Genomic DNA, 24,984 nt, shown 5'->3' with positions numbered 1-24,984 from the left:
TGGAGCCCGTGAGCGATCCGAGCGAGTCCCCGGTACCCGACACCAGAGAAGGCCGCAACGGTCGTCCCGCGCAGCGCGGCCTGGCCCAGGAGCTGTTCACCCTCAGGCGGGATCCCCTCCCGAAAATGTCCCGGCCGCGCTGGCTGGCCTGGCTGCCGCATGTGGTCCTCGGCTACGCGGCCATTCCCTGCGGTGTCCTGACGGGCATGCAGCTGAACGACCACTACAAAGTCTTCGGCGGCGCCGTGCTGGGACTGTCGCTGCTGACGTCCGCGTCCGTCCTGCTCAGCATGTTCCGGCCGATCGCTGCCTGGTGGCTCGGCCTCGTCACCACGGGCCTCATCGCCTGGGTCATCCACGACCACGTCGGTCAGGGACAGTCATGGCACTGGACGCCCGCCGGGCCGTTCACCTTCGCGCCCCTCATCCTGATGGTCGCGCTGCGGGTGCCACCCCGGGTGACCGTCTGGGTCATCGGCATCACGCTCAGCCTCTCCGCGCTGACCGACGTCGTCCTCAGGCCGCCCCAGAGCCAGACGATCATCGGGGGCGTCGCCATCCTCTTCGGCTTCGTCGGCGTCCTCGGCTACGCGCTCCGCGCGACGCGACTGGCCCGCGGCAAGCTCGTCGAACAGGAGACCCTCACCGAGGAGGAGCGGGCCCGGCGCACCCTCCTGGAGGAGCGCAGCCGGATCGCCCGCGAGCTGCACGACGTCGTCGCGCACCACATGTCGGTGATCTCCATCCAGGCGCAGGTCGCCCCGCACCTGGTGGAGAACCCGTCCGAGGAGCTCAAGGAGAATCTGGCCGGCATCCGGGCCAACGCGCTGGAAGCCCTGACGGAGCTGCGGCGGGTCCTGGGGGTCCTGCGCTCCGAACAGCCCGACGATCCGGCGACGCTGCAACATCCGCAGCCGACCCTGGCCGAGCTGGACGGCCTCGTGGACAACGTGCGGGGGGCCGGGCTGGAGGTGACCACCGAGACGGCGGGCATCCGGCGGCCGTTGACGCCGGGCGTGGAGCTCACCGCGTACCGGATCGTGCAGGAGGCGCTGAGCAACTGTCTGCGCCACGCGCCCGGTTCCCGGGTCGAGGTCGGCATAGCCTACGGACCGCGCGAGCTGCACCTGTGCATCGCCAACTCCGCGCCGACCCGGCCGGCCCCGCCGTCCCCGGGTGCGGGACACGGGCTGCTGGGGATGCGGGAGCGAGCAGGCATGCTGGGAGGTGAACTGGCCGCCGGCCCGCGCCCCGACGGCGGGTACGAGGTCAGCGCCGTACTGCCGATGGACCCCCAGCATCCGCCCGCCGGCACCGCCGCCCCCGAGACGAAGAAGGCCTCATGAGCACCCCGATCAAGGTGATGATCGCCGACGACCAGATGATGGTGCGGCAGGGCTTCACCGTGCTCCTCAACGCGCAGCCCGACATCGAGGTCGTGGGACAGGCGGTGGACGGGGCCGACGCCGTGGCGAAGGTCTCCGAGCTGGATCCGGACGTGGTGCTGATGGACATCCGCATGCCGGGGATGGGCGGCATCGAGGCCACGTCCGTCATCACCAGCGTCCCCGACGCCACCGTGAAGGTGCTGGTGCTCACCACCTTCGATCTCGACGAGTACGTGTACGAGGCGCTGCGGGCCGGGGCCTCCGGGTTCCTGCTCAAGGACGCCTCGGCCGACCAGCTCGCCGAGGCGGTGCGGGTGGTGGCGGCCGGTGAGGCGCTGCTCTCGCCGAACATCACCAAGCGGCTGATCACGGAGTTCTCCCGGCTGGGGGCGCCGCGGGCGCCGTCGCGGGCCCGGATCGACGAACTGACCGAGCGGGAGACCGAGGTCCTGTCGCTCGTGGCCCAGGGCCTGTCGAACGCGGAGATCGCGGCCCATCTGACGGTGGCGGAGCAGACGGTGAAGACGCATGTCGGACGGATCCTGGTGAAGCTGGGCCTGCGCGACCGCACGCAGGCGGCGGTGTTCGCGTACGAGACGGGGCTGGTCCGGCCGGCCGGATACTGAGGCGGCCTGGTCGGTCTTCGCGGCCCTCGTAGTACTTGAGGGGGATGCCTGGATATCCCCTTCAGCGGCGACGCGGACGACGGGACCGCCGCCCTACGGTGGGGGTATGACCGAGACGACCACCGGGGGGACAGCCCGGCCGCCTGAGTTCCGACTCGCTTCGGGGCTCTTCAAGAGCCTCCGCGACGACCTGATCACCGATGCCTTCGCCTACCGGCCACTGCCGCCGATCCGTACGGACGGGCGGCTCGCCCGGTGGTTTCCGCGGGCGCTGCGCCCCAGGACGGCGTTCCTGCCGCATGCCGTGGTGGTCCTGCTGTCCGTGATCACGGTGTTCGTCACCATCGTCAACAACAGGATGGTCCCTTCCGGGCTGTCGCTGCTGTTGGGGCTGCTGGCTGCGACACCGGTGCTGATGACGCTGGTGCGGCCGATCGGCGCCGTGTGGGTGCTGCTCGGTGTGACCCTGCCGCTGGCCATGGTGGAGAGCACGGGCATGACCTGGCCGTGGTCTCCGGGCACCTTCTTCGCCCACCTCGTCGTGATCACCATCGTGGCGTTGCGGAGCCGGCCGCGGGTGGCCGGCTGGCTGTGGCTGATCACCGTGGCGACCGGGTCCTTCCTGCCCTCGCTGATAGGCCAGCCCCTGGAACCCGGACCGATGGCCTTCCTGTCCGCGGTCTCCCTCCTCGCGGTGACCGTCCGCAACACCCGCAAGGAGGCACGGCAGGAGGTCACGGCGCAGCAGGAGGTCACGGCCGTCGAGCGGGACAGGCGGACCCTGCTGGAGGAGCGGACGACGATCGCGCGGGAGCTGCACGACGTGGTGGCCCACCACATGTCGGTGGTGGCGATCCAGGCGGAGGCCGCGCCGTACCGGGTGAAGAACCCGCCGCCGGAGCTGGAGGCGGCGTTCGTCACCATCCGGGAGAACGCCGTGGCGGCCCTGACGGAGCTGCGGCGGGTGCTGGGTGTGGTGCGCTCCGCGGACTACGAGGCTCCGGACGCCCCGCAGCCGACGCTGGCCACGCTGGACGGGCTGCTGGGCAATGTGCGGGAAGCCGGGCTGAGCGTGGAGAAGACGATCACAGGCGCGGTGCGGGAGCTGCCGCAGGGCGTGGAGCTGTCGGCGTACCGGATCATCCAGGAGGCCCTGAGCAACACGCTGCGGCACGCGCCGGGCGCGGCGGCCGGGGTGGAGGTCTCGTACGTGCTGGGCGGCCTGGGGGTACGGATCGTCAATGAGGCGGCGACCGGGGACGCGCGGCCCTCGGCGGGGGCCGGGCACGGGATCACCGGAATGCGGGAGCGGGTGGCCATGCTGGAGGGGGAGATGACGGCCGGACCGACGGCCGCGGGCGGGTACGAGGTGGCGGTGTTCATACCGGTGCGCAATCGCCAGGAGGCGGAGCCGGTGGCGGCGGAGGGGGCGGCATGACGATCAGAGTGCTGATCGTCGACGACCAGATGATGGTGCGGGAGGGGTTCTCCGTCCTGCTGAACGCCATGGACGGCATCGAGGTCGTGGGCGAGGCGGTGGACGGCCGGGAGGCCATCGCGCAGGTGGCGGCGTTGCGGCCGGACGTGGTGCTGATGGACATCCGGATGCCGCAGATGAACGGTCTGGAGGCGACGCGGGAGATCGTCGCCGCGGACACGGACGCGAAGGTGCTGGTCCTGACGACCTTCGACCTCGACGAGTACGTGTACCAGGCGCTGCGGGCCGGGGCCTCCGGGTTCCTCCTGAAGGACGCCTCGGCCCGTCAGCTGGCGGACGGGGTACGGGTGGTGGCGGCCGGGGAGGCTCTTCTGGCGCCTTCGGTGACGAAGCGGCTGATCGCGGAGTTCTCGAAGATCTCCGAGACGCGCAAGCTGGCGGATCCGGCGGGCGTGGGTGAGCTGACGGAGCGGGAGACGGAGGTGCTGGTGCTGATCGCACAGGGGCTGTCCAATGCGGAGATAGCGTCCCGGCTGATCGTCGCGGAGTCCACGATCAAGACCCATGTGAGCCGGATCCTGGTGAAGCTGGGCCTGCGCGACCGCACCCAGGCGGCGGTGTTCGCCTACGAGACCCGGCTGGTGACACCGGCGTAGGGGACGGCGAAGCCTAGGGGGTGTCTTGTCGATCGGGCCGGATCAGGGAGCGGCGTCTGGTGCCGTGCATCGCAAGGCGGACGAGGGAGGCGACGCGGTGGGGGCACCTCCCAGCGGTAGCTGGGGGACGTCGTCGAGTGAGGACAACGCGGCGAGGTGCGGCACCAGACGCCGCGAGCCCGGCCTGATCGGCAAGACACCCCCTAAGGTGCGGGGATGGGCTTTGATCCGTGGGATGCCGCGTTCGTCGCCGATCCGTATCCGGCGTACCGGGAGTTGCGGGAGCAGGGGCGGGCCGTGTGGTGGGAGGCCACCGGGCAGTGGCTGGTGCCGCATTACGCCGATGTGAGTGCGCTCCTGCGGGACCGGCGGCTGGGGCGGACCTATCTGCACCGGTTCTCGCACGAGGAGTTCGGGCGGGAGGCGCCGCCGCCGGAGCACGAGCCCTTCCACGTGCTCAACGGCAACGGCCTGCTGGACCTGGAGGATCCTGCGCACGCGCGGGTGCGCCGGCTGGTGGCGAAGGCCTTCACTCCGCGGACGGTGGAGCGGCTCGTGCCCGCCGTGGAGCGGATGGCTCGGGGGCTGGTGGGGCAGCTGCGCGCGGACGGGGGCGGGGATCTGCTCGCGACCGTCGCCGAGCCCCTGCCGGTGGCCGTGATCGCGGAGCTGCTGGGCGTGCCGGAGGCGGACCGGGGGCTCCTGCGGCCGTGGTCGGCGGACATCTGCGGGATGTTCGAGCTCCGGCCGGACGAGGAGACGGCGCGACGCGCGGTGCGGGCGAGCGTCGAGTTCAGCGCCTACCTGCGGGAGCTGATCACCGAGCGCCGCACGCGCCCCGGCGAGGATCTGATCTCCGGCCTGATCGCCGCCCACGACGAGGAGGGCCGGCTCAGCGAGCAGGAGATGATCTCCACCTGCGTGCTCCTGCTGAACGCCGGACACGAGGCCACCGTCAACACCACCGTGAACGGGTGGTGGGCGCTGTTCCGCAATCCCGCGCAGCTCGCCGCGCTCCGCGAGAGCCGCGATCCCGAAAAGTTGTCCACAGCTGTGGATGAACTCATGCGGTACGACACACCTCTGCAGATGTTCGAGCGCTGGGTGCTCGACGACATCCGGATCGGGGACACCGACATCCCGCGCGGCGCCGAGGTCGCGCTGCTCTTCGGGTCCGCGAACCGGGATCCCGCGCGGTTCGAGGAGCCCGACGCGCTGGACCTCGTACGGGCCGACAATCCGCACCTGAGCTTCGGGGCGGGGATCCACTACTGCCTGGGGGCTCCGCTGGCGCGGCGGGAGCTGGAGGCCTCGTTCGGGGCGCTGCTGGCGGACGGAGTCCCGCCACTGCGCCTCGTCGAGGAGCCGCAGTGGCGGGACGGGTACGTCATCCGGGGGCTGGAGCAGTTGCTCGTGGAGTTCTAGCCCGGAGAACGGAGCACGGAGCACGGAGCCCACGCTTACGGTCATGCGCTCACGCCGTCATGTCGCGGCGGCGCAGGGCCGCGAGGCCGGCAGCGGTCAGGGCCCCCGCCAGGGCGGTCAGGGTCAGCAGCGGGGCCCAGGCCAGGGCCTCCGCGCCCGGCAGTTTGGGCAGGTGGGCGAAGGGCGAGAGGTCCAGGACGGCCTGCGGGAGGTTCAGCGCCGGGCCGACCCAGCCCAGGGCCAGCGCGGTCCCGGCCACCGCCCAGGCGGCCGTCGCGTACGCGGGCGCCACGCCGTACAGCAGCGCCGCCAGCGCCCCGATCAGCCACACCGCCGGGAGCTGGGCGAGCGTGGCGCCGACCGTGGCCCCCACGTCGCGGCCGTGCCCGATGCCGAGGCCCAGCCCCGCCAGCAGCAGGATCAGCGCCGAGCCGCCGAAGGCCACGGCCAGGTGGCCGCCGGCCCAGCGCAGCCGGCCGACCGCGTTCGCCAGCAGCGGCTCCGCTCGCTGCCCGGACTCCTCACCGGGCAGGCGCAGCACCGACGAGACCACGTACAGGCCGGCGATCAGGCCGAACATCCCGGCCAGCGTGGCGAGGAAGGCGTCGGTGATCCCGCTCTGCCCGCCCATCCGCTCGATGATCTCGCGGGTCTTCTCGTTGCCGCCGACCAGGTCCGCGGCGCCGTCCGCCATCCCGCCGAAGACGACGCCGGCGAGCAGGAATCCGGCGCTCCATCCGGCGACGCTGCCGCGCTGGAGCCGCCAGGCCAGCGCGCCGGCCGTGCCCAGGCGCCCCTCGGCCGGCCCCGGCCGGGTCGGCAGGAAGCTCATGCCCAGGTCGCGCCGTCCGGCCAGCGCGTACGCCGCGACCGCCTGCACCGCGACGGCGGCGGCGAGCAGCAGGAGCACCCACCAGCGTTCGGTGGCGAAGGCCCGTACGTACTCGACCCAGCCGAGCGGCGAGGCCCAGGTCAGGGCCGAACTCCCCCCGGCGGTGCCCGAGTCGCCCGCGGCCTTCAGGACGAAGGCCGCGCCGAGCACGGCGGCCGTGATCCCCTTGGCGGCGCGGGCGCTCTCGGTCAGCTGGGCGGCGATGGCCGCCAGGGAGGCGAAGACCATGCCGCTGCCGGCCATGGCCAGGCCGAGGGCGAGTGCTCCCGGCGCGCCCTGCCGCGCGAGGCCGCCCGCGACGACGAGGGCGACGCACGCGTTGGCCACGAGGGCGGCGAGCAGGGCGGCGGTCAGCGGGGCGCGCCGCCCCACCATCGCTGCGGAGAGCAGTTCCTGACGGCCCGTCTCCTCTTCCTCGCGGGTGTGCCGGACGACGATGACCAGGCTCATCACGGCCGCGAGCAGCGCGCCGTAGACGCCGGCCCGCCAGGCGGTCAGGCCGCCGAGGGAGTCGCTGAAGACGGGCCCGTACAGGGCGCGCATCGAGCTGTTGGCGTTCATGGAGGCCGCGACCTGGGCGCGTTCGGCGGCGGTGCCATACACGCCGGCCAGCGAGCCGGGCATGCTCACCACCAGGAGGGAGGTGACGAGGACCCAGACCGGCATCATCACGCGGTCGCGGCGCAGGGCCAGCCGGAGCAGGACGCCGGTGCCCGCCAGTTGTCGCCTCATCGCCCGCCCACCCGACTCGCCTCGGCCGCGTGGGTCGCCTCGGCCGCCTCGTTCGCCGCGTTCGCCGCGTTCGCCTCGGTCGGCTCGTTCGCCTCGCCCGCGTAGTGGCGCAGGAAGAGCTCTTCGAGGGTGGGCGGCGTCGCGGTCAGCGACCGCACCCCTGAGGTGACGAGGGAGCGCAGTACGGCGTCCAGCTTGTCGGTGTCGGCCTGCAGCCGGACCTTGAGCCCCTGCACCTGCACGTCGTGGACACCCGGCAGGTGCGCGATCCCGTTCGGCGGCCCGGCGAGCTCGGCGCTGATGGACGTACGGGTGAGGTGGCGCAGTTCGGCGAGGGTCCCCGTCTCCACGGTGAAGCCCTTGCGGATGATGCTGACCCGGTCGCAGAGGGCCTCGACCTCGCTCAGGATGTGCGAGCTGAGCAGGATGGTGCGCCCGGCCGCGCGGGCATCGGCGACGCAGCTCTGGAACACCTCCTCCATCAGCGGGTCGAGGCCGGAGGTGGGCTCGTCGAGGATGAGGAGTTCGACGTCGGAGGCGAAGGCGGCGACGAGCGCGACCTTCTGCCGGTTGCCCTTGGAGTACGTACGCCCCTTCTTGGTGGGGTCGAGCTCGAACCGCTCGACGAGCTCGGCGCGGCGGGTCCGGTTGAGGCCGCCGCGGAGCCGCCCGTAGAGGTCGATGACCTCACCGCCCGAGAGGTTGCGCCACAGGGTGACGTCTCCGGGGACGTACGCGACCCGGCGGTGGAGGGAGACCGCGTCGGCCCAGGGGTCGCCGCCGAGGAGCTCGGCGGTGCCGGAGTCGGCGCGCAGCAGCCCCAGCAGGACCCGGATGGTGGTGGACTTGCCGGCTCCGTTGGGGCCGAGGAAGCCGTGGACCTCGCCGGTGGCGACCGAGAGGTCGAGTCCGTCCAGTGCGCGGGTGCGGCCGAACGCCTTGTGGAGTCCGGCGACGCTGATTGCCTTCGTCATGTTTCCGAACGTACGCTACTTTCACAAGTTTGCGAATATTGGGAACATCAAGAATCGCGTAAAGTCGGGGAGGTGGCGGACGACATGGTGGACACGGACGTGGGCGCGAACGCGCGGGACCGGCAGGACGACAGGAACGGCGAAGCGGTCTCGCGCTTCGTGGAGCGGTTCGCCGCGCAGCTGACCGACGCGGGCATGCAGCGGATGGCCGCGCGGGTCTTCGCGCAGCTGCTGGCGAGCGACGGGGGCGCGATGACCTCGGCCGAGCTGGGCGAGGCACTGCGGATCAGCCCGGCGGCGGTGTCGGGGGCCGTGTCCTACCTGACCCAGGTCAACATGGTCAGCCGCGAACGCGAACCGGGCTCACGGCGCGACCGGTACGTCCTGCACAACGAGCTCTGGTACGAGACCTTCACCCGGCGCGACCAGGTCCTGACCCTGTGGGAGAAGACCCTGCGCGAGGGCGCCGCCACTCTCGGCGCGGACTCGCCGGCCGGCGCGCGGATCGCGGAGACCGCGGCCTTCTTCGAGTTCCTGCAGGGCGAGATGCTGGCCATGATGGACCGCTGGCGGGACCACAGGAAGAAGCTGGGCCTCGACTAGGGCCTGTCCGGGGGCCGCCTGGTGCGGCGTACGGGACGGGCGAGTCCCAGGCCGCCGGAGAGCGGGGCCCACAGGATTCCGCCCGCGGCCGGGTCCCCCACGAGCTGCACCACCTGCACCACCCGCCCCGCACCGCCCGACGCGCCCGGCCCGGCCGGTGCGGCCGGAGCGGCCGGCTGTTCCGGCGCCGTACGGGGCCACGGGCGCTGCGGCAGCACCCGCCGACCCAGCACGCCCAGGGTGAGCGCGTGCCGCCCGTCCGCCAGGACCAGCACCGGCGGGCGCCACCGCGCGCGGACCACCACGGCCTCGTACGGGATCCAGCGCACCGCCGGGTCCCGCAGCGCGCGCCGGGCCCGCCGGGCGGCGTGGAGTTCCCGCACCCCCAGCAGCACCGGGCTCAGCAGCACCACCAGCACCAGCGGCCGGGTGAGCACGGCCGCGACCACCGCCGGCCACCAGAACACCGGCAGCAGGCAGAGCAGCAGCCCGTCCCGCCGCCAGTCGCCCAGGGCGTCGTCCGTCGCCCCCGTCAGCGGGGCAGGGTGAGCGTCCATGCCCCGGGTCTCAGGGTCCACGTACGACGGCGGACCGGCCCGGTCATCGCCGCGTCGGCGCGGTAGCGGAAGTCCGCGCCCGACACCGTCACCGTCATGGCCCGGGCCGTCACCGTGGAGCCGGAACCGGAGCCCGAACCGGAACCGGAGCCGGCCGGGCCGCCGCCGCCCGTGCGGACCACGACCTCCGCCGGACCTCCGTCGTCGCACGTGCGCACCGACACGTCCTCCACGGGCTGGTCCACATCCGCCAGGAGCACCCCGTCGGCCTCGACCCGCAGCCGGTGGTACCCCTCGTTCCCGCTCCCGCCGCCGCCCGCCGCCACCGGGCGGACCAGCGTCCGGACCAGCGAGCGGTACGCGCTCCACACCGACGGCCCGGCCGGCCGCGGGATCCCCCGCACCGGCGGGATCCGCAGCGCGCCCAGCACCACCCCGTCGCTCTCGTCGACCAGCAGGTCGCACGTCCGCACCGCCCCGTCGAGCACCGCCCGGGCTGCGGAAACGGCCGAAAGCGGAACGCCGAGGGAACCCGCCAGCCCGAGGGACCCCACGGGTCCCACCGGAACCAGCGCGAGGGCGCCCTCGCCCAGCGCCCGCTCCCGGTACAGCAGCCCCACGGCCCGGACCAGAGCCCGGTCGTCGCCCACGATCACCGGCTGCCGATGACCCCGGCGGGCGAGAGCCCGCGCAAATTCCTCCTGCGAGTCCGGGAGGCAGATTTTCGCCGCCGCGCCCGCTGACAACACATCCTTCGCGATCCGCACGGACTCGCCGTCAAGACGGCGGGCGACCGGGTCGACGAGCACGAGCAGGCCGCCTACCGGCGCGCCCGCATGGCTCATGGTGGGCTCTGGAGCCGACACCTCGGTCCTTCCTCGGGTAGCATCTTTGTGCAAGAGGCCCTTGCGCTATTGCGCCAGGGCCTTCGTCTATTCCGGGGCACCGGTCCGACGGCTCAGCCTGCGTACATCGTCGTACGCCCCCCTGACCTTGGACATGCCCCATCCGGAAGAGGTGTACGCCTGTGCCCGCTCTTGTGCTGCTCGGAGCTCAGTGGGGTGACGAGGGCAAGGGAAAGGCCACCGACCTGCTCGGTGGATCCGTTGACTATGTAGTGCGCTACCAGGGTGGCAACAACGCCGGCCACACGGTCGTCGTAGGCGACCAGAAGTACGCGCTGCACCTTCTCCCGTCCGGCATCCTCTCCCCCGGATGCACCCCGGTCATCGGTAACGGCGTCGTCGTCGACCCGGCCGTCCTGCTCTCCGAGCTGCGCGGTCTGAACGAGCGCGGCATCGACACCTCCAAGCTGCTCATCAGCGGCAACGCGCACCTGATCACGCCGTACAACGTCACCCTCGACAAGGTCGGCGAGCGCTTCCTCGGCAAGCGCAAGATCGGTACGACCGGCCGCGGCATCGGACCGACCTACGCGGACAAGATCAACCGCATCGGCATCCGCGTCCAGGACCTCTACGACGAGTCGATCCTCATCCAGAAGGTCGAAGCGGCGCTGGAGGGCAAGAACCAGCTGCTGGCGAAGCTCTACAACCGCCGCGCGATCGACGCCGCGCAGATCGTCGAGGAGATGCTCCAGTACGCGGAGCAGATCAAGCCGTTCGTCGCCGACACCACCCTGATCCTCAACAACGCGCTGGACGAGGACAAGGTCGTGCTGTTCGAGGGCGGCCAGGGCACCCTGCTCGACGTCGACCACGGCACCTATCCCTTCGTCACCTCGTCGAACCCGACCGCGGGCGGCGCCTGCACCGGCACCGGCGTGGGCCCGACGAAGATCAGCCGGGTCATCGGCATCCTCAAGGCCTACACGACCCGCGTCGGCGCGGGCCCGTTCCCGACCGAGCTGTTCGACCAGGACGGCGAGGACCTGCGCCGCATCGGCGGCGAGCGCGGTGTGACCACCGGCCGTGACCGTCGCTGCGGCTGGTTCGACGCGCCGATCGCACGTTACGCCACCCGGGTGAACGGTCTGACGGACTTCTTCCTCACCAAGCTGGACGTGCTGACCGGCTGGGAGCAGATCCCGGTGTGCGTCGCGTACGAGATCGACGGCAAGCGCGTCGAGGAGCTCCCCTACTCGCAGACCGACTTCCACCACGCGAAGCCGATCTACGAATACCTCCCCGGCTGGTCCGAGGACATCACCAAGGCCAAGACCTTCGAGGACCTGCCGGCGAACGCCCAGGCCTACGTCAAGGCCCTGGAGGAGATGTCGGGCGCCCCGATCTCCGCGATCGGCGTCGGCCCCGGCCGCACCGAGACGATCGAGATCAACTCCTTCCTGTAGGCAGGAGGGGCACCACCGAGCGAGGGTCCTGCCCGGACGGAAGTCCGGGCAGGACCCTCCGCGTTTTCGGGGGGCGCGTTCCCGGTGCCCGGAAATATGATGTCCACGGGCTCGTGAGCGGAGCGGAAGCAGGGACGAATGGATGCACCTCGGAGCGTTCCATGAGTCCGCGCCGCCCCCCGCGCGTGGCCAGCGCCGACCTGCTCAGCATGCTCGGACGACTCACCGCCCAGGCGCGGCAAGGGGTCGAGCTGCAGCAGGCCCGGGTCGAGCTGGCCGAGGCGCTGCAGCGCGAGATGCTGCCCACCACCCTGCCCGTGCTGCCCGGACTGCGCGCCGCGGCCCGGTACGCGCCCGCCCGGCACGGCCTGGACATCGGCGGCGACTGGTACGACGGCTTCCAGCTCCCCGAGGGCGCCCTCGCCTTCTGCATCGGCGACGTCCAGGGACACGACGTGGACGCGGCCGCCTTCATGGGGCAGATCCGGATCTGCCTGCGGGCGGTGTCGGCCGTCGTCGCCGATCCGGGCGAGGTGCTGAGCCGGGCCAACGAGGTGCTGCTCTCCATGGACCGCGATCTCTTCGCGACCTGCAGTCTGCTCCGCTTCGATCCGCGGACGTGGGAGCTGGAGAGCGCCCGGGCCGGCCACGTGCCCTCGGTCTGGGCCACCGTCGACGGCCAGTACGGGATCACCGAGGACGACGGCGGACTGCCGCTGAACCTGCAGTCCGGATCGGCGTACGGCGTGACCCGGCGCCGGCTGACGACGGCGGGATCGATCGTCCTGCTGACCGACGGCGTCGTCGAGGGCCCGAGGTTCCCCATCGAGGTGGGGCTGGAGCGCGTCGTCCGTGTCGTACGGGACGCGGCGGGCGCCGATCCCGACGAGCTGGCCGCCGAGGTGATGAAGGTGGCCGACTCCACCGGCCATGCCGATGACGCCGCAGTGCTCGTCCTGACCCACGACGCGGCGCGTCACGCCCCGCCCGGACGCGGGCCTGTTGTCTGATGCTGTGGTGCGCACCGAGGAATGGCGACGTCTGTCCACAGCTGTCCTGCTGATCCTCGTCGTCGCCGTCGCCTACTACGCGGGCGGCCGGATCGGCCTGCACCAGTCCGTGGTCGTCAACGGAGCCGAGGTCACTCCCCTGTGGCCGCCCACCGGCATCGCCCTCGCCGCCCTGCTCTGGCTGGGCCTGCGGACATGGCCGGGGATCGCCCTCGGCACGTACCTCGCGATCGAGCGGATCAGCGACTTCAACCTCTCCGGTCTCGGCATCGTCGCGGGAAACACCCTGGCGCCCGTGTGCGCGTACCTGATGCTCCGCCGGGTGGGCTTCCGCAGCGAGATCGACCGGCTGCGGGACGCCCTGGCGCTGGTCTTCCTGGGCGGTCTGCTGCCGACGCTCCTCAGCGCCACCATCGGGACGTGGACGCTGGTGCTCAGCGGCGACCTGCCCTCGGACCGGTTCTGGCCCGTGTGGTCGGCCTGGTGGGCCGGGGACGCAATGGGCGTGCTCGTGGTGACGCCGCTGCTGCTCGTCCTGCGGCGGGTCCGCCGCCCCGGGGAGGGCAGCTACCGGGTGCCCGAGGTGACGGCCCTGGTGCTCACGTCCGTCGTCGTCACCGTCGTGGCCACCCGGAGCTCGCTGTCCCTGCTGTTCCTGGTCTTCCCGCTGATCATCTGGGCGGCCGTACGCTTCCAGCTCGCCGGGAGCGCCCCGTGCATCCTGTTCGTGTCCGTCCTCGCGATCTCGGCGGCGAGCGACCGCACCGGACCGTTCGACGGGCAGACCCTCCTGGGGACCATGATCAACCTCCAGGCCCTCAACGGGGCGGCGGCCCTGACCGGGCTGCTGCTGTCGGCGATGGTCACCGAGCAGAACAACGTCCGCCTGAAGATCGAGCAGGTCTGCGAGGACCTGGCCGAACTGGTGGAGCACCTCGCCCGGGGCAGACCGGAACGCTGAGCGCCCGGGGACGGCGGACCGTCCCCGGGGGCTCAGCGGTGGATCACTTGGACTCGTAGTAGCCGAAGATGTCGACGACGAGGTCGACGTCCTCCCAGCCCTGGTTCCAGTAGTCGACGATGCCGTTCTTGCCGGCGCTCGCCTGGACCAGGTTCGGGACGGTCTTGCCGGCCGTCCAGTTCAGGGTCGAGGCGCTGGGGCGCTCCGGGAAGACCGCGGTGTTGTCCTTGTACTGCTGGACCGTGTTCGGGTCCGGCGCGACCGACAGGAAGCCGGTGCCCTTCGTGTTGGTCACCGTGGTGTTCAGCACGTACCCGTCGACGCCCACCTCGCCGGGCGACTTCCCGTTGTAGGTGTAGATGTAGTTCCGGGCGCGCAGCGGGCCGTAGGGCCAGGCCGGGTCACGGGTGTCGAGGATGCGGCCCGGCGCGAGCGGCATGAAGGACGCCTTGCTGTCCTTGCTGTAGAAGCCCACGACGTCGACGATCACGTCGGTGCCCGCCCAGGCGCCGTTGAAGACGCTGATCTTCCCGTCCGCCCCGACGGGCACGATCACCGAGTTGGCGATCGTCTGGCCGGGGGTGAAGTTCAGGTTGGACGCGGTCGGGGTGGCGCCGCCGCCCGGGAAGACCGACAGGTGGCCGGCCTCCTTCGGGTTGGTGACCGTCACGTTGAGCGCCACGGCGGTGATGCCCTCGGGCACGCCGCGCAGGCCGCCGATCCGGGTGGAGAAGGTCTTCCGCCCGCCGAGCTGGCCCTTGTTCGTGCCGAGGCCGTCACGGGTGTCGACGAACCGGACCGGGGTCATCGGCGCGTAGCCGCTCGCCTCGGTCCGGGTGAAGTAGCCGGTCACGTCCGCGATCAGGTCGACGGACTGCTCGCCGCGGTTGGCCAGCTCGACGTAGCCGTTCTTGCCGACCGGCACGATCACCAGGTTCGGGACGGTCTGGCCCGCCTCGAAGTTGACGTTCGACGTGGTCGGACGGTCGGTGCCCTCGGGGAACGCCGTGACGTGCCCGCCGGCGGTGGTGTTCGTGACGGTCAGGTTGAGGGCCACGGCGGTGACCCCGGCGGGGATCGCGCCGTTGCCGCCGACCTTCACGCGGGTGGAGCCGTACGGGGCGACCTTGCCCTTGGCGGCGCCGGTCCCGTCACGGGTGTCGAGGAGGCGGGTGGGCGCGTACGGGACGAAGTCCGAGCCTGCGGTCATGACCTGGAACTCGTTGACGACCTCGGCCTGGTTCGCCGGGTCCGTCACGGTGACCTTGACGGTGTACTCGCCCAGCTCGGCGTAGGTGTGGCTGCTCTTGAGGACGGTCGAGCCGTAGGCGTCCATCCCGTCCGTGTTGCCGTCGCCCCAGTCGACGGTGACCTTCAGCGTGGAGTCCGCGCTGATGACGGTGGTCTCCAGGTCCAGTGCGTGCGCGGAGGTGCTCGCCGCGTTCAGCACGATGGCCAGGTCCGGGTTGCCGGCGGCCCGCGCGGCACCGGCCGCGGCCTTCCCGCCGGGCAGGCCCTTGCGGACCGAGCGCTCGGCGGGGCTCTTGAAGGTCTTGAAGTTCGACGCCGCGGCCTTCCCCAGATCCACGGCGGGAGCGGCCACGCCCTGCGCGCCCGGTGCGACCGGAGCGCCGGGACCGGCCGCGTGGGCCATCCCCGGGACGAGACCGACCGTGGCCGCTATGACGGCCACGGAAATTACGAGACGGCGACTGCGCACCGTTCCCCCCATTTTTTTGAACATGCTCAGGAACTGTCTGGGCCACAGTACATAGATCCTCGTCGCATGATCAGCCGATATCCCCTCGAAGAGGGGGAGTTGGCGAGATCCCGCCCCGCTCGTCAGACCGCGCTGTCGTACAGCTGCTCCGCCACCATGAACCGGCAGTGGAAGACCTGCCAGCTCCCGTCCTGGACCAGCAGGAAGGAATCGCCGTCCCGGTACAGGGCCCGCCGCTTCGGCCGGAGCGGATGCTGTGGCTTGTACTTCTCGGCGTGTTCCCGCAGGGCGGCGACCGCCTCCTCGCGCGTCCCCTCGACGTGGCCCAGGACCTTGATGGACCAGTCCCGGCCCTCGCCCGTGCCTATGTGCTGCTCGGCGAGCAACGCCCACCGGGCCATTACGCGCGCCCCCCGGACCACCGCGGTGTGCTGCTGCCCATATCCGCTCTCTCCCGCCAACCGCTCGATGAGCCCCACGACTTCACGGGGAATCAGTTCCTGCGCGGATCCTCGCACACCGCCGGATCGCGGCCGCTACCAGGCCAGTTGGGCGATCTCCTCCGACACCACCGCGCACGCGTCCGCCGCCGGGTCGATGAGCGGGAAGTGCCCGACGCCGTCGAGGAGCGTCAGCCCCACCATCTCGCCCGCCTTCGCCGCGGCCGCCACGTACGCCTCGGCCACCTGCTGCGGGACCACGACGTCGGACCGCCCCTGCACCACCGCCGTGGCGATCCCCGTCGGCAGCAGCGCCGCCGGGTCCGCGTACGGCAGGCGGTCCGCGAAGTACTCCTCGCCGCCCAGCAGCTGCGCGCTCGCGCCGCCGCACACGCCCAGCTCCTCCGCCACCGTGAAGTCCGCGATCGGCGCCAGCGCCACCACGCCGCGCAGCACCGGCGGGGAGGACAGCCTCCACGGGGAGTCGTACGGGAGCACGTGCCGGGCCGCGGCCCACAGTGCGAGGTGCCCGCCCGCCGAGTGGCCGGTGACGACCAGGCGGCGCACGTCGGCCTGCGGGAGCGCGGTGGCGGCCAGCTCCGGGAGGGCGTCCATCGCGGCGGCGACGTCGTCGAAGGTCTCCGGCCAGCGCCCGGCGACCGGCCCGTCGGCGTGCTGGTGCGGGAGGGAACTCCCCCGCCGGTACTCGACGTTCGCGACGGCGAAACCCCGCCGGGCCAGGAAGTCCGCGAAGGGGGTGATGTGCCGCCTGTCGTACGGGGCCCGCCACGCGCCGCCGTGCAGGACGGCCACCAGCGGCACCGGGCCGTCGGGGGCCTCGGCGCGCGGGGCGTAGAAGTCGACGACCTGGTCGGGGTGTTCCCCGTACGCGCCGGTCGCGTCCGGCGCGACGGCCGGGTGGGAGAAGGCCGAGGCAGCCTCGGCGGCGTCCCGTTCCACGGCGGCGGGGTCCGTCATCGGCTCAACCTCTCGGTAACGCGTGGGACAGCGGGGACAGATGTTCCGGTGTTCCGGCAGAGCGGGACCGTATCAGTCTGGAACGAGGGCTTCCGTGCAGGGTCCGGGATGTGACCGGGCGGACGGAGCCGTAGCCCCGCCCGCCCGGTGATGTGACGTTTCGCTACCGAGTCACCCGAAAATGTGACCCAGTGTGCGTGCGGCGCGCTCGGCATCGGCGAAACCGACGTAGAGCGGGGTGAAGCCGAAGCGCAGGACGTCGGGCGCCCGGAAGTCGCCGATGACGCCCCGCGAGATGAGTTCCCGCATGACCTCACGGGCGTTCTCGGTGCGCAGCGAGATCTGGCTGCCGCGGTGCCCGTGCTCGTCCGGGGTGACCGACTCGACCCGGCCCTGCGGGACGTACGCCGCCACGCACGCGAGGAAGAAGTCGGTCAGGGCGAGCGACTTGGCCCGTACGGCCTCGACGGAGACGCCTTCCCAGGCGTCGAGCGCCGACTCCAGCGCCAGCATGGACAGGATGTCCGGGGTGCCGACGCGGCCCCGGGTCGCGCCCTCGGCCGCCTCGAAGGCCGGGGTCATCGCGAAGGGGTCCGCGTGACCGTTCCAGCCGGGGAGCGGGGAGTCGAAGCCGGCCTGGTGGCGCGCGGCGATGTACAGGTACGCGGGGGAGCCGGGGCCGCCGTTGAGGTACTTGTAGGTGCAGCCGACCGCGAGGTCGACGGCGTGCGCGTCGAGGCCGACGGGGAGCGCCCCGGCGGAGTGGCAGAGGTCCCAGACCGTGATCGCCCCGGCGGCCCGGGCCGCCGCGGTGAGCGCGGGCAGGTCGTGGAGCCGCCCGGTGCGGTAGTCGACGTGGTTGAGGAGGACCACGGCGGTCTCCTCGTCCATCGCCTCGGCCGCGTGCGAGGGGTCCACCGGGGTGACGGTCAGGCCCGTCATCCGGGCCGCCGACTCCGCTATGTAGCCGTCGGTCGGGAAGGTGGCCGCGTCGACCAGCATCCGTGTCCGGCCGGGGGCGGCGAGGCGGGCCGCGCCGACCAGGGCCTTGAAGAGGTTGACGCTGGTGGAGTCGCCGACGACGACCTGGCCGGGGGCCGCGCCGACCAGCGGGGCGATCTTGTCGCCGATCCGCTCGGGCGCGGTCCACCAGCCGCTCTCGTCCCAGGACCGGATGAGGAGCTCGCCCCACTGCCGGGAGACGACGTCCGCGGTGGTGTCGGCGACGCCCGCCGGGAGCGCGCCGAGGGAGTTGCCGTCCAGGTAGACGACGCCGTCGGGGAGGGTGAAGCGCCCGCGGAGCTTGGCCAGCTCGTCGGCGGCGTCCAGGGATGCCGCGCGGGCCGCCAGGTCGGCGGGGCCGGAGGTCTCAGACATGGCTGCGGGCCGTCCAGAGCTCCGGGAAGACGTTCTTCGTGGCGCGCTTCTCCAGCCAGGTCACGCCGGCCGAGCCGCCCGTGCCCGTCTTCGCGCCCATCGCGCGGCGGGTGGCGACCAGGTGGTCGTTGCGCCAGCGCCAGACGAGCTCGGCGACGTCGGTGAGGACCTCGCCGAGGCGGTGCAGGTCCAGGTGCTCGTCCGGGGTGGCGTACAGGCCCGTCCAGACGGCCTCGACCTCGGCCGAGGGCTCGTAGCGCCGCGAGAGGTCGCGGTCGAGGACGGCGGCCGGGACCGGGAGGCCGCGGCGGGCGAGCAGGCGCAGGACCTCGTCGTAGAGGCTCGGCTCGTGGAGGGCCTTCTCCAGCTCCGCGTGGACGCGCGGCGCGCCGCGGTGCGGGACCAGCATGGAGGAGGACTTCTCGCCGAGCAGGAACTCCATCCGGCGGTACATCGCCGACTGGAAACCGGAACCTTCGCCGAGCGCCGAGCGGTAGGCGTTGAACTGTCCCGGGGTGAGCTGGGCGAGCGGGCGCCAGGAGGCGTTGAGGGCTTCGAGTTCGCGGAGGGAACGTTTCAGCGCATCCATCGCGACCGGGATGCGGTCCTCGCCCAGGGCCTTCGCGGCGGTTTCCCACTCGTGGACGATGACCGTGAACCACAGCTCCATGACCTGGGTCGTGACCAGGAAGACCATCTCGCCCGGGTCGTCCGAGCGGAGGTGCTGGAGGTGGGTGAGAACGTCCGCCTGGACGTAGTCCTCGTAGGGGGTGGTGCCGTCGAAGTCGAGGTTCGGGGTGTCCGACCCGCCGACTCCGGAGGCATCAAGGGTGTTCGACATTTCTGTCTCCTCGACACGTGCTTCCGGGTAGCGGTCCGCTCCTTCCGTGAGGTGAGTGGAGCCCCGGTCCCCTGCCCGCAGCATAGGACACCCTCGCGCCGGCGCTCCAGCGGGGAGTGACGCAGACCACACAAATGCGGACCGCGTCACTCCGCGCCGTACGGGATCAGGCGCTCAGCGTGTCCGCCGCCGTCGGGGAGGAGTCGCGCAGGAAGGTCGAGCAGCGCTCGTACTCCTCCTTCTCGCCGATCGTCCCGGCCGCGCGGGCCAGGGCGTGCAGGGCCCGCAGGAAGCCGCGGTTGGGCTCGTGCTCCCACGGCACCGGGCCGTGGCCCTTCCAGCCGGCACGGCGCAGGGCGTCGAGGCCGCGGTGGTAGCCCGTGCGGGCGTAGGCGTACGACTCGACCGTGCTGCCGGCGGCGAAGGCCTCGTCGGCAAGGATCGCCCAGGCGAGGGAGGACGTCGGGTGCGCGGCGGCCACCTCGACGGCGGGGGTGCCGGCGGCGATGGCCTCGCGGCCCGGCTCGTCGGGGAGGTGGGTGGGGGCGGGGCCCCCGAGCAGGTTCTGGTGAATGGACATGCCCCCAGTCTGCCGGGCCGCTGCCGCCGGGCCGCGCAGTGGTGGTCGCGCTCCGGTGCGGGAGTTGCGCCGTACGGCGCCCCGGCACGTGCACAGGCGCCGTACGGCGCCCCCGCACGTGCACGAAGGGCCCGACCTCCGTCGCTGGACGGGGGCCGGGCCCTCCGGTGGTGCGGGTGACCGCTGGGGCCGACTACTTCAGCTTGGTACCGGTGGAACGCAGGTTCGCGCACGCCTCGGCGACACGCGCGGCCATGCCCGCCTCGGCGGCCTTGCCCCAGGTGCGGGGGTCGTACTTCGACTTGGTGCCGACCTCGCCGTCGACCTTCAGGACACCGGCGTAGTTGCTGAACATGTGGTCCACGACCGGGCGGGTGAAGGCGTACTGGGTGTCGGTGTCGAGGTTCATCTTCACGACGCCGTTCTCCAGCGCGGTGGCGATCTCCTCGGCCGTGGAGCCCGAACCGCCGTGGAAAACGAAGTCGAACGGTGAGGCCTTGCCGTACTTCTCGGCGACACCGGCCTGGAGGTCCTTGAGGAGCTCGGGGCGCAGGACGACGTTGCCCGGCTTGTAGACGCCGTGGACGTTGCCGAAGGACGCGGCCAGCAGGTAGCGGCCCTTCTCGCCCAGGCCCAGGGCCTCGGCGGTGCGGATGGCGTCGTCGACGGTGGTGTACAGCTCGTCGTTGATCTCGTGGCTGACGCCGTCCTCCTCGCCGCCGGTCGGGGTGATCTCGACCTCAAGGATGATCTTCGCGGCGACGGCCTTGGCGAGCAGCTCCTGGCCGATGGCCAGGTTGTCGGCCAGGGTCTCGGCGGAGCCGTCCCACATGTGCGACTGGAAGAGCGGGTTCAGACCGCGAGCCACGCGCTCGGCGGAGATGTCGAGCAGCGGGCGGACGTAGCCGTCCAGCTTGTCCTTGGGGCAGTGGTCCGTGTGCAGCGCGACCGTGATGTCGTACTTGGCGGCCACGATGTGGGCGAACTCGGCCAGGGCTACCGCACCGGTGACCATGTCCTTGTTGTGCTGGCCACCCAGGAACTCCGCACCACCGGTGGAGATCTGGATGATGCCGTCGCTCTCGGCCTCCGCGAAGCCGCGCAGTGCAGCGTGCAGGGTCTGGGAGGAGGTCACGTTGATGGCCGGGTAGGCGAACTTGCCTGCCTTCGCCCGGTCGAGCATCTCGTTGTAGACCTCGGGGGTTGCGATGGGCATCTGCCGGCTCCTTGGATGTGCGGGGAGTGTGCTTATTGCGGGCCCTGACCTGGGGGCGACGTCATCGTCGCGCCTATCTTTCCAGACTCAGCGCGAGGGTCCAGCCTGCCGGTCTCACGTGCTGGGCGAACGGCCCGGGATGTTTCACGTGAAACATCCCGGGCGTGCACGAAAGGGCAGGTCAGGGCCGCCTCAGAGGTCGGCGAGGACCTTCGTCACCAGTTGTCGTGGTGGCCGGTCCGGCGCCCCGGGGTCCCGAAAGGAGACCCGGAAGAGGCCTGGAGGGGACCCCGAAGAGGCCCGGAAGAGGCCCCCTAGGACAGGCCCAGGTCCTCGAGGCGGTAGCCGGTGAGGTACGGGAGACCGGCCTCGGCGATGGCGTCGGCCGCACCGCGGTCGACGATCGTGGCGACGGCGACGACCTCGCCGCCGGCCTCGCGGACCGCCTCGACGGCGGTCAGCGGGGAACCGCCGGTGGTCGAGGTGTCCTCGACGACCAGGCAGCGCTTGCCCTTCACGTCGGTGCCCTCGATGCGGCGCTGCATGCCGTGGGCCTTCTGCGCCTTGCGGACGACGAAGGCGTCCAGGCGCTGGCCGCGCGCGGCGGAGGCGTGCAGCATCGAAGTCGCGACCGGGTCGGCGCCCAGGGTCAGACCGCCGACGCAGTCGAAGTCGAGCTCGGCGGTCAGGTCGAGCATGACCTGGCCGACCAGCGGGGCCGCCTCGCCGTCGAGGGTGATCCGGCGGAGGTCGATGTAGTAGTCGGCCTCCCGGCCGGAGGAGAGGATCACCTTGCCGTGCACGACGGCCTTGTCCTTGATCTGCTGCAGAAGCGCATCCCGTACGTCACTCATGGCCCTGAGCTTAATTGCGCCCTAGCGCAGCCGCCGCCACGTCCACGTCGTGGAGACCTCCAGCGGATCCACGGGGGTGACCAAGCGCGGCAGGGTGTTCAGCCCGTTCGGCGGACCGGACTGCGGCTCCACGCAGACCGCCTCGGCCTCCTCGTCGTAGACGACCACCCATTCGGCCCGGCTGGTGAGCCGCAGTTCCAGGGCGCCGGGCCAGGTGAGGGTGACGTCGACGCCGTGCGGCATGCCGAAGCAGTCGTCCCAGGGGCCGGGCTTCGGGTCGATGCGGTGGCCGGTGGGGAGGTGGTCGGCGCCTCGCTCCTCCTGCCAGGCGGGCTCGAAGGAGAGCTCCGCCGCTCCGCCGCCGGTCCCGAGGTCGCGCCGGAACCAGGGGTGCCAGCCGGCCTGGGCCGGGAAGGAGTCCCCGTAGGTCTCGACACCCAGGGAGAGGGTGAGCGCGTTCTCGGTGAGCGCGAAGACCTGGGTGACGCGGCCGGGGTAGGGCCACGGCTCGGCGAGGTCGTAGGTGAACGCCGCCTCGGTGGCGGTGGCCCCCGCCGGGCGCCAGGGGGCGTCGCGGCCGAACCCGTGGAGGGCGTGCGGCGGGTGGTTGACCGGCATCTGGTGGACGGTGCCGCCGTCGCGGAACCGCCCGTCCTCGATCCGCCCGCACCACGGGACCATCGGGAACGCCCCGTACCGCGGGCTCTGGCGCAGCAGCTCCGTCCCGTCGATGCGCAGGCTGCTGATGCGGCAGCCGTTCTCCTGGTCGACCGTCACCTCGGCGCCGCCGGCGCTCAGTTGCGTACTCATGCGGTCGACCCTAATGCGGGCGCGGCCGCAGGTCAGCGACGGCGGCGCAGCGCCCGGCCGATGACGACCGCCGAGGCCAGCGCGAGGGCGGCGGCGGGGGCGATCCAGCGCAGGCTGTCTCCGGCGGTGGTGGCGGCGGGCGCGGGGACCGGGGCGTACCGGCCGCGCGGCGGCGCGTGGTCCACCTCCTCCGCACTGCGGCCGATCATGGTGCGGCGGGCGTGGGCGGCCTCGGCGGGGGGCCGCGGGGCCCCGTCCAGCTCCTCGAACCCGCCGGCCAGGAACGGGTCCAGCGACGGGGGCGGCACCTCGGCATCGAAGAGGGAGGCGCTGACCTCGGTGACGTCGTCCTCGACGAACCCCGGGCCGGCCTCGGCGGTCTTCTCCGCCTCCTCGGCCTCCTCCGCCTCGGCGACGGGGTCACCGAGGGCGGATCCGGCGCTCAGCTGGCCGGCGGCCCGGTCCAGCAGCCGCTGTACGGCGGCGGCCGCGGCCTCGGGGGTGAAGGCGGCGGCGCGCCCGTCGGCGGTGGCCCCGGCCGTGAAGTCCAGCCGGGTCCCGTCCTCGGCGGGGGAAAGCCGCAGGTCCACGGAGAACTTCACCGTCCCGCTGCCGCGGACCTCCGTGCCCTCACCCTCGAAGGTGAAGTGGCCGGGGTCCCGCTCGATGACGGCCAGGGCCCCCCGGTAGGTCACGGTGCTCCCGCCGACGCGGACCTTCAGCCGGCCGGAGACCGGCCCGGCGTCGGTGTCGGCGTCCTGCTGGAGTCCCGGCACGCACCGGGCGACCCGGGCGGGGTCGCGCAGCACGGCGCGGAGATCGTCTGCCGGTACCGGGACGAACACCTGATGCTCCATGCGGTCGAGCCTACCGACGACAGCGCACCGGGTCACGAATACCGCGGGTGCGGAAGGGTCGACGGCGGGAGACCGGGCACCCGGGTGCGTTCCGCGTCGCGCGCGGCATCCTGCAGCGAGCGCGTCGACAGCGAGCGCAGGGCGGGCGTGTCGCGGTCCACGTGCAGCGGGGGGATCCCGTCGCGGGAGGCCAGGACGAAGCCCCAGTCCTGCGGCGGTGCGTCGGCCACGCCGAGGGGGGTGCGGTCGGGTCCGGCGGCGAAGCCCGACAGGCGGCCGCCCGCGCTGTACGGGGCGGTCCGCAGGCCGGCCGCGCGCAGGGTGGAGTCGACGGTCCAGTACGTCCGCGGGCGCGTGGCCAGCGGCCCGGCGTGCACGGCGATCCGGCCCCCGGGGCGCAGGGCCCGCGCGGCCAGCCCGTAGAACTCCTGCGAGTACAGCTTCGTGCTGGGGGTGATGCCCGGGTCCGGGAGGTCGGAGACGATGACGTCGAAGCGGCTGGAGGCGGCCGGCCCGCGCAGCCAGCGGAAGGCGTCCTGTGTGACCACGGCCAGGCGGGGGTCCTCGTACGCCCGGGCGTTGAGCGCGGAGAGCATCGGATCGGTGCGGGCGAGCCCGACCACGCCGGGGTCGAGCTCGACGACGGTGACGGAGGCGACGTCCCGGTAGCGGAGCACCTCGCGGGCGGCGAGCCCGTCGCCGCCGCCGAGGACCAGGACGCGGGCGTGCGGGCCGGTCATCGCGGGGTGGACCAGGGCCTCGTGGTAGCGGTACTCGTCGTAGCCGCTGACCCGCAGCCGTCCGTCGAGGTACAGGTCGAGGGAGCGCGGGGAGCCGGTCGGGGGGCCGGTGAGCACCAGTTCCTGCACCCCGGTCTGGACGGCGACGCGCACCTCCCCGCCGTAGACGGCGCGTCGGGCCACCCGCTCGAAGTCGTCGGCGAGGACGGTCGCCGAGGCGAGCACGGCCAGCACGGTCACGTTGGCGGCGATCAGCAGCCAGCGGCAGCGGCGGCTCAGGTCGCGGCGGAACAGCCACAGGACCAGCCCGCCGCCGACGGCCGCGTTGACGGTGCCGGTGAGCATGGCGCCGGTGAGCTGGCCGAGCATCGGGAGCAGCAGGAACGGGAAGGCGAGGCCGCCGACGAGGGCGCCGACGTAATCGGCGGCGAACAGGTCGGCGACGGCCCCGCCCGCGTCCTGTCTGCGGATGCGCTGGATGAGGACCATCAGCAGCGGGATCTCCGCGCCGATGAGCACCCCGATGGCGAAGGAGAAGGCGACGAGGGCGGGGCGGGACTCCCCCAGCCAGGCGAAGCTCGCGTAGAGCGCCATGGCCGAGAGCCCGCCCAGGAGGGCGAGGCCGGCCTCGATGGCGCCGAAGCCGAAGGCGGGCCGGTGGCGCAGGCGCTTGGCGAGCAGGGAGCCGACGCCCATGGCGAAGACCATGACGGACAGCACGACCGACGCCTGGGTGACGGAGTCGCCGATGAGGTAGGTGCCCAGGGCGAGCAGCTCCAGTTCGTACACGAGCCCGCAGGCGGCGCAGACGAACACGGTGGCCAGGACGAGGAGTCGGCCGGTCCGGGGCCGTACGGGCAGGGCGGCCGGGACGGTCGCGGCGCCCCGCGGCTCCGGAGCCGGGAGCACCCGGCGCGGCACGGAACGGTCGATCATGAAGCGAACCGTACGTCACCGCTCACCTACATCCGGTCACCCACATGGGTGCAAGTGGCGCA

At 72.4% G+C, this 24,984-nt stretch carries 24 protein-coding genes; 9 read left to right on the top strand and 15 right to left on the bottom strand.

The genetic code is table 11. The annotated features are described in order from the left end of the window. Nucleotides 1–8 precede the first annotated feature (8 nt). From ACFYZ4_RS29110 to ACFYZ4_RS29090, 5 genes are all read left to right on the top strand, one after another. Nucleotides 9–1,346 carry a sensor histidine kinase gene (locus ACFYZ4_RS29110; RefSeq protein ID WP_390785241.1) on the top strand — a complete coding sequence of 446 codons (1,338 nt, stop codon included), beginning with the start codon at nt 9–11 and terminating at the stop codon, nt 1,344–1,346. After that, entirely contained in the window at nt 1,343–2,014 is a 672-nt protein-coding gene (locus tag ACFYZ4_RS29105; RefSeq protein WP_390785240.1) for a response regulator, read from the top strand. The genes ACFYZ4_RS29110 and ACFYZ4_RS29105 overlap by 4 nt, the downstream gene beginning before the upstream one ends. Nucleotides 2,015–2,120: 106 nt before the next feature. Further along, nucleotides 2,121–3,452, top strand: coding sequence for a sensor histidine kinase (locus ACFYZ4_RS29100; RefSeq protein WP_390785239.1), 1,332 nt, complete (start codon nt 2,121–2,123; stop codon nt 3,450–3,452). Then, a complete protein-coding gene (locus tag ACFYZ4_RS29095) occupies nt 3,449–4,108 on the top strand; it encodes a response regulator transcription factor (protein WP_030709262.1) in 660 nt (219 codons plus the stop codon). Before ACFYZ4_RS29100 ends, ACFYZ4_RS29095 begins: the two co-directional genes overlap by 4 nt. A 216-nt stretch (nt 4,109–4,324) precedes the next feature. Then, nucleotides 4,325–5,533 carry a cytochrome P450 gene (locus tag ACFYZ4_RS29090; RefSeq protein WP_390785238.1) on the top strand — a complete coding sequence of 403 codons (1,209 nt, stop codon included), beginning with the start codon at nt 4,325–4,327 and terminating at the stop codon, nt 5,531–5,533. A gap of 49 nt (nt 5,534–5,582) precedes the next feature. Here the strand turns inward: ACFYZ4_RS29090 and ACFYZ4_RS29085 are convergent, their stop codons facing one another. Next, on the bottom strand, nt 5,583–7,157 hold the full coding sequence (locus tag ACFYZ4_RS29085) for an ABC transporter permease (protein ID WP_390785237.1): 1,575 nt from the start codon (nt 7,155–7,157) through the stop codon (nt 5,583–5,585). Continuing rightward, the gene (locus tag ACFYZ4_RS29080; protein ID WP_390785236.1) at nt 7,154–8,131 is read right to left on the bottom strand and encodes an ATP-binding cassette domain-containing protein; all 978 of its coding nucleotides are present in this window, start codon (nt 8,129–8,131) and stop codon (nt 7,154–7,156) included. Before ACFYZ4_RS29080 ends, ACFYZ4_RS29085 begins: the two co-directional genes overlap by 4 nt. A gap of 84 nt (nt 8,132–8,215) precedes the next feature. On the opposite strand from ACFYZ4_RS29080, the gene ACFYZ4_RS29075 reads away from it, so the two are divergent. Beyond that, entirely contained in the window at nt 8,216–8,734 is a 519-nt protein-coding gene (locus ACFYZ4_RS29075) for a GbsR/MarR family transcriptional regulator (RefSeq protein WP_390785324.1), read from the top strand. On the opposite strand, the gene ACFYZ4_RS29070 is transcribed toward ACFYZ4_RS29075, so the two are convergent. Both ACFYZ4_RS29070 and ACFYZ4_RS29065 read right to left on the bottom strand, forming a co-directional pair. Then, complete coding sequence (locus tag ACFYZ4_RS29070; RefSeq protein WP_390785235.1) at nt 8,731–9,291, bottom strand: hypothetical protein; 561 nt, start codon at nt 9,289–9,291, stop codon at nt 8,731–8,733. The genes ACFYZ4_RS29075 and ACFYZ4_RS29070 overlap by 4 nt on opposite strands. Beyond that, a complete protein-coding gene (locus tag ACFYZ4_RS29065; RefSeq protein WP_351286455.1) occupies nt 9,267–10,136 on the bottom strand; it encodes a diacylglycerol kinase in 870 nt (289 codons plus the stop codon). Before ACFYZ4_RS29065 ends, ACFYZ4_RS29070 begins: the two co-directional genes overlap by 25 nt. A gap of 182 nt (nt 10,137–10,318) precedes the next feature. Here ACFYZ4_RS29065 and ACFYZ4_RS29060 point away from each other — a divergent pair, with 182 nt between their 5' ends. The 3 genes from ACFYZ4_RS29060 (at nt 10,319) to ACFYZ4_RS29050 (ending at nt 13,573) form a co-directional block, all read left to right on the top strand. Continuing rightward, complete coding sequence (locus tag ACFYZ4_RS29060) at nt 10,319–11,602, top strand: adenylosuccinate synthase (RefSeq protein ID WP_052870390.1); 1,284 nt, start codon at nt 10,319–10,321, stop codon at nt 11,600–11,602. A gap of 161 nt (nt 11,603–11,763) precedes the next feature. Continuing rightward, a complete protein-coding gene (locus ACFYZ4_RS29055; protein ID WP_351286265.1) occupies nt 11,764–12,612 on the top strand; it encodes a PP2C family protein-serine/threonine phosphatase in 849 nt (282 codons plus the stop codon). Nucleotides 12,613–12,616: 4 nt separating this feature from the next. Continuing rightward, nucleotides 12,617–13,573 (top strand): MASE1 domain-containing protein, encoded by a 957-nt coding sequence (locus ACFYZ4_RS29050; RefSeq protein ID WP_351286453.1) that lies wholly within the window; start codon nt 12,617–12,619, stop codon nt 13,571–13,573. 43 nt (nt 13,574–13,616) lie between these two features. Here ACFYZ4_RS29050 and ACFYZ4_RS29045 read toward each other — a convergent pair whose 3' ends face one another. The 11 genes from ACFYZ4_RS29045 to ACFYZ4_RS28995 form a co-directional block, all read right to left on the bottom strand. Next, nucleotides 13,617–15,266, bottom strand: a complete 1,650-nt coding sequence (locus ACFYZ4_RS29045) for a PKD domain-containing protein (RefSeq protein ID WP_390785234.1) — start codon at nt 15,264–15,266, stop codon at nt 13,617–13,619. 149 nt (nt 15,267–15,415) lie between these two features. After that, nucleotides 15,416–15,772 carry a hypothetical protein gene (locus tag ACFYZ4_RS29040; protein WP_390785233.1) on the bottom strand — a complete coding sequence of 119 codons (357 nt, stop codon included), beginning with the start codon at nt 15,770–15,772 and terminating at the stop codon, nt 15,416–15,418. Between the two features lie 57 nt (nt 15,773–15,829). Next, on the bottom strand, nt 15,830–16,711 hold the full coding sequence (locus tag ACFYZ4_RS29035; RefSeq protein WP_384343537.1) for an alpha/beta hydrolase: 882 nt from the start codon (nt 16,709–16,711) through the stop codon (nt 15,830–15,832). 171 nt (nt 16,712–16,882) lie between these two features. Beyond that, complete coding sequence (gene kynU / locus ACFYZ4_RS29030; RefSeq protein WP_351286259.1) at nt 16,883–18,088, bottom strand: kynureninase; 1,206 nt, start codon at nt 18,086–18,088, stop codon at nt 16,883–16,885. Then, complete coding sequence (locus ACFYZ4_RS29025; protein WP_351286258.1) at nt 18,081–18,929, bottom strand: tryptophan 2,3-dioxygenase family protein; 849 nt, start codon at nt 18,927–18,929, stop codon at nt 18,081–18,083. Before ACFYZ4_RS29025 ends, kynU begins: the two co-directional genes overlap by 8 nt. A gap of 166 nt (nt 18,930–19,095) precedes the next feature. Then, nucleotides 19,096–19,509, bottom strand: coding sequence for a DUF3151 domain-containing protein (locus ACFYZ4_RS29020; protein ID WP_351286256.1), 414 nt, complete (start codon nt 19,507–19,509; stop codon nt 19,096–19,098). Nucleotides 19,510–19,702: 193 nt separating this feature from the next. Continuing rightward, nucleotides 19,703–20,725: a class II fructose-bisphosphate aldolase gene (gene fbaA, locus ACFYZ4_RS29015; RefSeq protein ID WP_030012792.1), complete on the bottom strand. Its 1,023-nt coding sequence runs from the start codon at nt 20,723–20,725 to the stop codon at nt 19,703–19,705. A 314-nt stretch (nt 20,726–21,039) separates the two neighbouring features. Next, nucleotides 21,040–21,579, bottom strand: coding sequence for an orotate phosphoribosyltransferase (gene pyrE, locus ACFYZ4_RS29010; protein ID WP_030817422.1), 540 nt, complete (start codon nt 21,577–21,579; stop codon nt 21,040–21,042). Nucleotides 21,580–21,600: 21 nt separating this feature from the next. After that, entirely contained in the window at nt 21,601–22,389 is a 789-nt protein-coding gene (locus ACFYZ4_RS29005; RefSeq protein ID WP_390785232.1) for an aldose 1-epimerase, read from the bottom strand. Between the two features lie 32 nt (nt 22,390–22,421). Next, entirely contained in the window at nt 22,422–23,246 is an 825-nt protein-coding gene (locus ACFYZ4_RS29000) for an SRPBCC family protein (protein WP_351286252.1), read from the bottom strand. Nucleotides 23,247–23,278: 32 nt separating this feature from the next. Further along, nucleotides 23,279–24,922 (bottom strand): polyamine aminopropyltransferase, encoded by a 1,644-nt coding sequence (locus ACFYZ4_RS28995; protein WP_351286251.1) that lies wholly within the window; start codon nt 24,920–24,922, stop codon nt 23,279–23,281. Nucleotides 24,923–24,984 lie beyond the last annotated feature (62 nt).

The organism is Streptomyces sp. NPDC001513, assembly GCF_042894695.1.
Taxonomy (GTDB): Bacteria; Actinomycetota; Actinomycetes; order Streptomycetales; family Streptomycetaceae; genus Streptomyces.
Note: the sequence above shows the minus strand (reverse complement) of the source record. Positions and strands in the feature narration are given on the sequence as shown.